At 62.5% G+C, this 7187-nt stretch carries 8 protein-coding genes; 2 read left to right on the plus strand and 6 right to left on the minus strand.

The window, feature by feature from the left end; translation table 11 throughout:
- Both wrbA and arsC read right to left on the minus strand, forming a co-directional pair.
- A partial coding sequence (gene wrbA / locus GIW04_RS25760; RefSeq protein WP_236479321.1) for an NAD(P)H:quinone oxidoreductase occupies positions 1-565 on the minus strand: 565 nt, incomplete at its 3' end.
- The gene (gene arsC / locus GIW04_RS25765; RefSeq protein WP_003192059.1) at positions 562-915 is read right to left on the minus strand and encodes an arsenate reductase (glutaredoxin); all 354 of its coding nucleotides are present in this window, start codon (positions 913-915) and stop codon (positions 562-564) included. The genes arsC and wrbA, both read right to left, overlap by 4 nt.
- 115 nt (positions 916-1030) lie before the next feature.
- On the opposite strand from arsC, the gene GIW04_RS25770 reads away from it, so the two are divergent.
- Positions 1031-1492 carry a TlpA disulfide reductase family protein gene (locus GIW04_RS25770; protein WP_003192057.1) on the plus strand — a complete coding sequence of 154 codons (462 nt, stop codon included), beginning with the start codon at positions 1031-1033 and terminating at the stop codon, positions 1490-1492.
- 132 nt (positions 1493-1624) lie between these two features.
- On the opposite strand, the gene GIW04_RS25775 is transcribed toward GIW04_RS25770, so the two are convergent.
- From GIW04_RS25775 to GIW04_RS25790, 4 genes are all read right to left on the minus strand, one after another.
- Positions 1625-2029 carry an META domain-containing protein gene (locus GIW04_RS25775; protein WP_003192055.1) on the minus strand — a complete coding sequence of 135 codons (405 nt, stop codon included), beginning with the start codon at positions 2027-2029 and terminating at the stop codon, positions 1625-1627.
- On the minus strand, positions 2026-2466 hold the full coding sequence (locus GIW04_RS25780) for a hypothetical protein (RefSeq protein WP_003192054.1): 441 nt from the start codon (positions 2464-2466) through the stop codon (positions 2026-2028). The genes GIW04_RS25775 and GIW04_RS25780 overlap by 4 nt, the downstream gene beginning before the upstream one ends.
- A gap of 71 nt (positions 2467-2537) precedes the next feature.
- A complete protein-coding gene (locus tag GIW04_RS25785) occupies positions 2538-3527 on the minus strand; it encodes a 2-hydroxyacid dehydrogenase (RefSeq protein WP_003192052.1) in 990 nt (329 codons plus the stop codon).
- Between the two features lie 147 nt (positions 3528-3674).
- Positions 3675-6428 (minus strand): response regulator, encoded by a 2754-nt coding sequence (locus GIW04_RS25790; RefSeq protein ID WP_003192050.1) that lies wholly within the window; start codon positions 6426-6428, stop codon positions 3675-3677.
- Positions 6429-6633: 205 nt separating this feature from the next.
- On the opposite strand from GIW04_RS25790, the gene GIW04_RS25795 reads away from it, so the two are divergent.
- Positions 6634-7187: response regulator transcription factor (locus tag GIW04_RS25795; protein WP_236479322.1), on the plus strand; the 554-nt coding region annotated here is incomplete at its 3' end.

Raw genomic sequence — 7187 nt, forward strand, 5'->3', positions numbered from 1 at the left:
GGCGCAGGCACAGGGCCCGGCACAGGGTTATTTCATGTTGGTCGAGCATGCGCTTGCCGTCTGGCCCGGAATGGTGGCTGGCGCCATACGGCGTGCCGCCGCCCTGGGTGTCGAGCAGGGCCTGTTCGCTGTAGGGCAGGCCGGTGATCAGCATGCCGTGGTGCAGCAGCGGCAGCAGCATCGACATCAGCGTGGTTTCCTGGCCGCCATGCAGGCTGGCGGTGGAGGTGAACACGCCGGCTGGCTTGCCGACCAACGCGCCGGTGAGCCACAGGTTGCTGGTGCCATCGAGGAAGTACTTGAGCGGCGCGGCCATGTTACCGAACCGGGTCGGGCTGCCCAGGGCCAGGCCCGAGCAGTGCTTCAGGTCGTCCAGGCTGGCATACAGCGCGCCTTCGTCGGGAATGCTTGGTGCCACCGCTTCGCACTCGGTGGAAATCGCCGGCACCGTGCGTAACCGCGCCTCCATTCCGCCTTGCTCGATACCCCGGGCAATCTGCCGGGCCATCTCGCTCACCGAGCCGTTGCGGCTGTAATACAGCACCAGCACATAGGGCGTAGTCACGGCAGGATCTCCAGCACGTTCTCGGGCGGGCGGCCAATGATGGCTTTGTCGGCAGTTTCCAGGATAGGACGCTCCATCAGCTTGGGATGGGCGGCGATAGCGGCGATCAGTTGCGCTTCGCTCAAGCTGGCGTCGGCCAGGTTCAGGGTTTTGTATTCGTCCTCACCAGTGCGCAGCAGTTGGCGCGCGCTAATGCCAAGTTTTTTCAGCAGGGCCTTGATTTGCGCGGCATTCAGCGGGGTTTCCAGGTAGCGCACCACGGTCGGGGTGAGGCCGCGGGCTTCAAGCAGTTCCAGCGCACCGCGCGATTTCGAGCAGCGCGGGTTGTGATAAAGCGTCAGATCGGTCATGTGCGGGTCGCATCTTGCGTAAGGTGACGGGTATTCTACCTGCGCTGGCGCCTGTCCTTAAACCGTAAGAGGCGATAGGCCGCAGCCAACGTTCATTTTTGCGAAGGAATACCCCATGACAAGGCGACTGATCGGTGCATTGGCGATCATCACAACCCTGCTGCTCAGCGGCTGCGGTAACGATTACGGCGTTGACCAATATGGCCAGAAAGTGGCGGCCGAACGCTTGGACAAACAGTGGCTGGTGGTCAACTACTGGGCCGAATGGTGTGGCCCGTGCCGCACGGAAATCCCTGAGCTCAATGCCCTGGCAGAACAGTTGAAAGGCCAGAATGTCGGGGTGTTCGGCGTCAACTTCGACAATGTGCAGGGTGAAGAACTGAAGGCCGCCAGCGACAAGCTGGGGATCAAGTTCACGGTGCTGGCCCAGAACCCGGACGGGATCTTCGAGATTCCGCGCAGCGAGGCCTTGCCGGTGACCTACATCATCGACGACAAGGGCAAGGTGCGTGAGCAGTTGATGGGTGAGCAGACAGCGGAAGGGGTGTTGGCCAAGCTCAAGGCGCTGAAAGGATAAAACTGTGGGGGCTGGCTTGCCTGCGATGGCATCGCTGCGGTGTACCTGATACACCGCGTCGTCCGCATCGCAGGCAAGCCAGCTCCCACAGAACCAGAGGACACCGCGTTAATACAGGAGCGTGCGCCTAGATTAGCCTTCTTCGAGCCACAAGCGGATCGGCTTGCCTTCGGCTGGCCAGAACCGCGTCTGCTCGATCGGCGAGATGTCCCAGCGCTGCACGCTTTGCAGGGCCTGGAAGAAGCGCTGCTCTTGCTCCATCAGGGCTTCGGCGCACATTTTTCGGGTGCTGCCGACCGGGCCGAAGCTGAGCTTGTTGCCTTCGACGGTGTACGGTGCAAACCAGTGGTTGCAGCCGCCATTGCCATAGGCCCGGCCATCGGCGCCCAGAGTGACGGTCAGGTGCGCGTAGTCCATCAACGGCCGCTCACCGATCCATTCCACTACATAGCTGTGGTCGCGCTCGAGCTTGGCGCCATCGGCGGCGCAGCCTGCCAGGCCGACACCGATCGCGGCAAGCAGCAGCGGGGCTTTCATTGCGCGGCCTGCTGGCATTTCGGGCAGCGGTGTTTATCGCCTTCGCTGGCCCAGCCCAGTTCTTTGATACGCGCGTTGGCAGCCGGTTGCAACGGTGCCTTGGTCAGCTTGGTTTCTACCGCGAACTCAAACTCGAGCACGGCGTCGCAGCTGTCGCAGTTGACCTTCCAGGTGTGAATCTCCAGTTCGCCGAACTTCGGCCCTTGGGCCATGGCGACCCACTGGCCTGCCGGGCGGATGGAGTAGCGTGCGTCACCTTCGACGGTCAGGCGCATCGACAGGGTTTTACTGCCGCGCAGGCTGACGATCAGGACGTCGCCATGTTTGATCGAACCACCGTTGCCGGTGACCTGGTAACGGCCCGGCACCAGGGCGCGGCATTCGATCAGGGTGTGTTGCGGGCTCAGCAAGCTGAAGCGGAAATCGTGTTCGGCCATGGATCCTCCAAATAGGCGCGGCATCCTATCACGGGTGCCGGCCTATCATGAGCCTGGTATGTGACCGCTGATCATCCCTCGACCAGGTTCTGCGCCCGACCATCGGCCCACGCGGCAATGTTGGCCAATGTGGTGCCGGCAATCGCCGCCAGGGCCTCACGGGTGAGGAAGGCCTGGTGCGCGGTGATGATCACGTTGGGGAAGGTCAGCAGGCGGGCGAGCACGTCATCTTGCAGGGGCAGGTCCGAGCGGTCCTCGAAAAACAATTGAGCTTCTTCTTCGTAGACGTCCAGCCCCAGGTAGCCCAACTGGCCCAGCTTGAGCGCTTCGATCAGTGCCGGCGTATCGACCAGGCCACCGCGCCCGGTGTTGATCAGCATCGCACCGGGCTGCATCTGCGCCAGTGAGCGGGCATTGATCAGGTGTTTGCTGTCGGCGGTCAGCGGGCAGTGCAGGCTGATGATCTGCGCCTCGGCCAACAGTTCAGGCAGGCTTACGTAGCGGGCGCCAAGTTCATGCACCTGTGGGTTGGGGAAGGGGTCGTAGGCCAGCAGTTGGCAGCCGAAGCCGGCCATGATCTTAGCGAAGGTCGCGCCGATCTGCCCGGTGCCGACCACGCCGACCGTTTTGCCGACCAGATCGAAACCGGTGAGCCCGTGCAGGCTGAAATCACCGTCGCGGGTGCGGTTGTAGGCACGGTGCAGACGGCGGTTGAGCGCCAGAATCAGCGCGACCGCGTGTTCGGCCACCGCGTGGGGCGAATAGGCGGGCACGCGCACGATACTCAGGCCCAGGCGCTGGGCGGCGGGCAAGTCGACATGGTTGTAGCCCGCCGAGCGCAGGGCAATCAGGCGTGTGCCGCCCTTGGCCAGTTGCTCCAGCACGGGGGCGCTGAGGTCGTCGTTGATAAAGGCGCAGACCACTTCGTGGTGTTCGGCCAGGGCCACGGTATCGAGGTTCAGGCGTGCCGGTTGGAACTGCAGTTCGATACTGGCCGGCAGCGGTTCGCCGAGGAAACTCTCGCGGTCGTAGGTTTGGCTGCTGAAGAGAATGACGCGCATTGAAAAGGCTCCCTGCAATGACAGAATAGATGCGTACTTGTAGGAGCGAGCTTGCTCGCGAAAAACGTCAACGATAACGCGTTCATTCTGGTTTAACGCGGTGTTCTCTGGTTTTTCGCGAGCACGCTCGCTCCTACAGTCGGACGGTCAGGCACTTACTCTGGCTTCACTGGCCAACCGTGCAATCGCCATGTCCAGTTCATCCAGCGCAGCCATGGCCTTGGCGTCATCCTGCTTGAGCAGGGTTTCGGCGCGCTGGCAGGCCGCCCGCAATTGCGGTACGCCACAATAGCGCGTGGCGCCGTGCAGGCGGTGCACGCGTTCGATCAAGGCGTGGTTGTCATTGGCTTCGCGGGCGACGGTAATCGCCAGGCGATCAGCCTCCAGGGAGGCCAGCAGCATGGCGAGCATATCGGCGGCCAGGTCGGCCTTGTTGGCGGCCAGGCGCAGGCCTTCTTCGTGGTCGAGTACCAAGAGCTGCACGCCCTGGGCTGCACCCTCATGGGTGCGCTCCGGGCCTTGGTTACGCAGCGCCAGGCCGGTCCATTTCAAGACCACCTGGGCCAATTGCCGCTCGCTGATGGGCTTGGTCAAGTAGTCGTCCATGCCGCTTTGCAGCAGGGCGCGTTTTTCGTTGGCCATGGCATGGGCCGTGAGGGCTACCACCGGCAGCGGCGTGCCGTGGCGTTCGCTTTCCCACTGGCGGATCGCCTCGGTGCTCTGGCGGCCATCCATGCCGGGCATTTGCACGTCCATCAGCACCAAATCGAAAGTTTCTTGCTTCACGGCGTCGACCGCCGCGTAACCGCTTTCCACCGCCTGCACCTTGGCACCCATGTCTTCCAACAGGGTTTGCACCAGCAGCAGGTTGGCCGGGTTGTCGTCCACGCACAGCACCCGTGGCGCACGGCTGGACAACGGCTCACCGGGTTCGCTGCGCGAAGGGCGCGGGCTGATCAGATCGGCCAGCGAGCGGCGCAGCTTGCGCGTACAAGCGGGCTTGGCCTGCAATTGGCTGTTGGGGTTGGGCACCGATTGGTTGAACAGCATCTGCTCGGTGGTCGGGCACAGCACCAGCACCTTGCAGCCCAGGTGTTCAAGGTCCCACAGGTGTTGGTTGAGGCGCTCGGGCGGAATGTCATTGGCCGTGACACCCAGCACCGCCAGGCTGATGGCCTGTTCGGTCTGGTGCGCACTGGTGATGCCATTGGTCAGGCTTTCCAGGGTGTTGAAGGGCGTGACTTCCAGGCCGCAGTCTTCCAACTGATGTTGCAGGGCCTGGCGCGCCAGTTCGTGGTTTTCCAGCACGGCCACACGCCGCCCCAGCAGCGGCGCGGCGGGCAGGTCCTCGACGTCGTCACGGGTTTTGGGCAGGTTCAGGCTGATCCAGAATTCGGAGCCTTCACCCGGCGTGCTGTCGACGCCGATTTCGCCGCCCATCTGCTCGATCAACCGCTTGGAAATCACCAGGCCCAAACCGGTGCCGCCGGGCTGGCGCGACAGCGAGTTGTCGGCCTGGCTGAATGCCTGGAACAGGGCGCGCACATCCTGGTTGGACAGGCCGATGCCGGTGTCTTGCACGCTGATGCGCAATTGCACGCTGTCTTCTTGTTCATCTTCAATCATCGCTCGGGCCACAATGGTGCCTTCGCGGGTGAACTTGATCGCATTGCTGATCAGGTTGGTCAGAATCTGCTTGAGCCGCAGCGGGTCGCCCACCAACGCCAGCGGCGTGTCGCGGTACACCAGGCTCACCAGTTCGAGCTGCTTGGCATGGGCGGCGGGGGCGAGGATGGTCAAGGTGTCTTGCAGCAAGTCGCGCAGGTTGAAAGGCACGCTGTCGAGCACCAGTTTGCCGGCTTCAATCTTCGAGAAATCGAGGATTTCGTTGATGATGCCCAGCAGGTTATCCGCAGATTTTTCGATAGTGCCCAGGTAGTCCAACTGGCGCGGCGACAGCTCGCTTTTTTGCAATAGGTGAGTAAAACCGAGGATGCCGTTGAGCGGCGTGCGGATTTCATGGCTCATGTTGGCCAGGAACTCCGACTTGATACGGCTGGCCTCCAGGGCTTCCTTGCGCGCCAGGTCGAGCTCGATGTTCTGGATCTCGATGGTTTCCAGGTTCTGGCGCACGTCTTCGGTGGCCTGGTCGATGCTGTGTTGCAGCTCTTCCTGGGCATTTTGCAGGGTTTCGGCCATGCGGTTGATGCCCGAGGCGAGCTGGTCCAACTCCTGGCTGCCCAAGGGTGGCAAGCGTGTCTCCAGGTTGCCGTCCTTGAGTTGGGCCACCGCTTGCTTGATCTGGCCAATCGGCGAATTGATGGTGCGGCTGATACGCAGGGCGAGGGCGGCGGTGCACATCAGGCCGATGGCGATCAACAGCAGGCTGGCGAACAGGCTGCGATAGCCACGCAGCAACATGCCATTGTGAGACAGCTCCACTTCGACCCAACCCAGCAGGCGGTCGGCCTCATCCGGAATCAGCTCGCCCGCCAGGTTGCGATGGCGGCCAAACACCGGCAGTAAATAGCGGGTGGCGTCGTTGCCGGTGCGCTGCAACAGGTGCGAACTGTTGCCGGTGGGCGGCTGGTTGAGCATGGTCGGGCCGGCGTGGGCCAGGGAAGAGCGGTCTGGCGCCAGGAACGACACCGCGCGCACATCCGGCTGCTCCAGGGACTGGGTCGCGATGCGCTCCAGCAGGTCGGTGTTCTTATGACCGAGGGCAGGTGCCACCAACGGCGCCAATTGCTCGGCGATCATTTCGCCGCGTTGCAGCATCTGGGTTTGCAACTCCGAGAGCTGCATCCAGGTGAAATAGCCCCCCAACAGCAACGCCATCAGGCTGGTCGGTAATAAGGTCAGCAACAGTACGCGGCCTTTTATCCCCATTCTTCTAAGCACGCCACTCTCCTGCTACCACGTTGTTATCAATCATCCACGCCGGCATCCGGCCCGCGCCACCTGCGCAGTGTAGCCATTTGCACGGCCTGGAATCTTGCAAATTAATGACATACGGCAATCTTCGGGCCATTCGGCGCCGGGTGGCGATTGCCTGTGAACGTTTAATCTTGAATAATCAGTGATTGAGAATGACTTGCAGACGCTAATGACTCCCGCAGCAGTTGGCCTACCCAGTATCCTGACCATCGAAGACGACCCGGTGTTGGGCGCCTATGTGCACGAGCAGCTTGGCCGCAGTGGCTTCCAGGTGACCTGGTGCCGGAACGGTCAGCAGGGCCTGCAACTGGCCCGCGCCGAGGCCTTCGACCTGGTGCTGATGGACATTCTGCTGCCAGGGCTGGACGGTTTGTCGATCCTCACCCATTTGCGCCAGAGCCACGCCATGCCGGTGATCCTGATGTCGGCGCTGGGCGCTGAAGCCGATCGCATCAGCGGCTTTCGCCTGGGCGCGGACGACTATCTGCCCAAGCCGTTCAGCATGGTTGAATTGTGCGTGCGTATTGAAGCGATCCTGCGCCGCGTTGCCCTGGACCGCCGACCCGAGCCGCCGCGTGCCCCGGCACCCGAAGATGCCCGCGTGCTGCACTTTGATGATCAGCGCTGCGATGTGTCCTGCCAGGACCAGTGGGCCGCGCTCACGCGCAGCGAATACCGCCTGCTGGAAACCCTGCACCGCAATACCGAAGAAGTCCTCAGCAA

This window comes from Pseudomonas sp. PA-4-8C, from assembly GCF_021606625.1.
In the GTDB taxonomy this organism is placed as follows: domain Bacteria; phylum Pseudomonadota; class Gammaproteobacteria; order Pseudomonadales; family Pseudomonadaceae; genus Aquipseudomonas; species Aquipseudomonas lactis.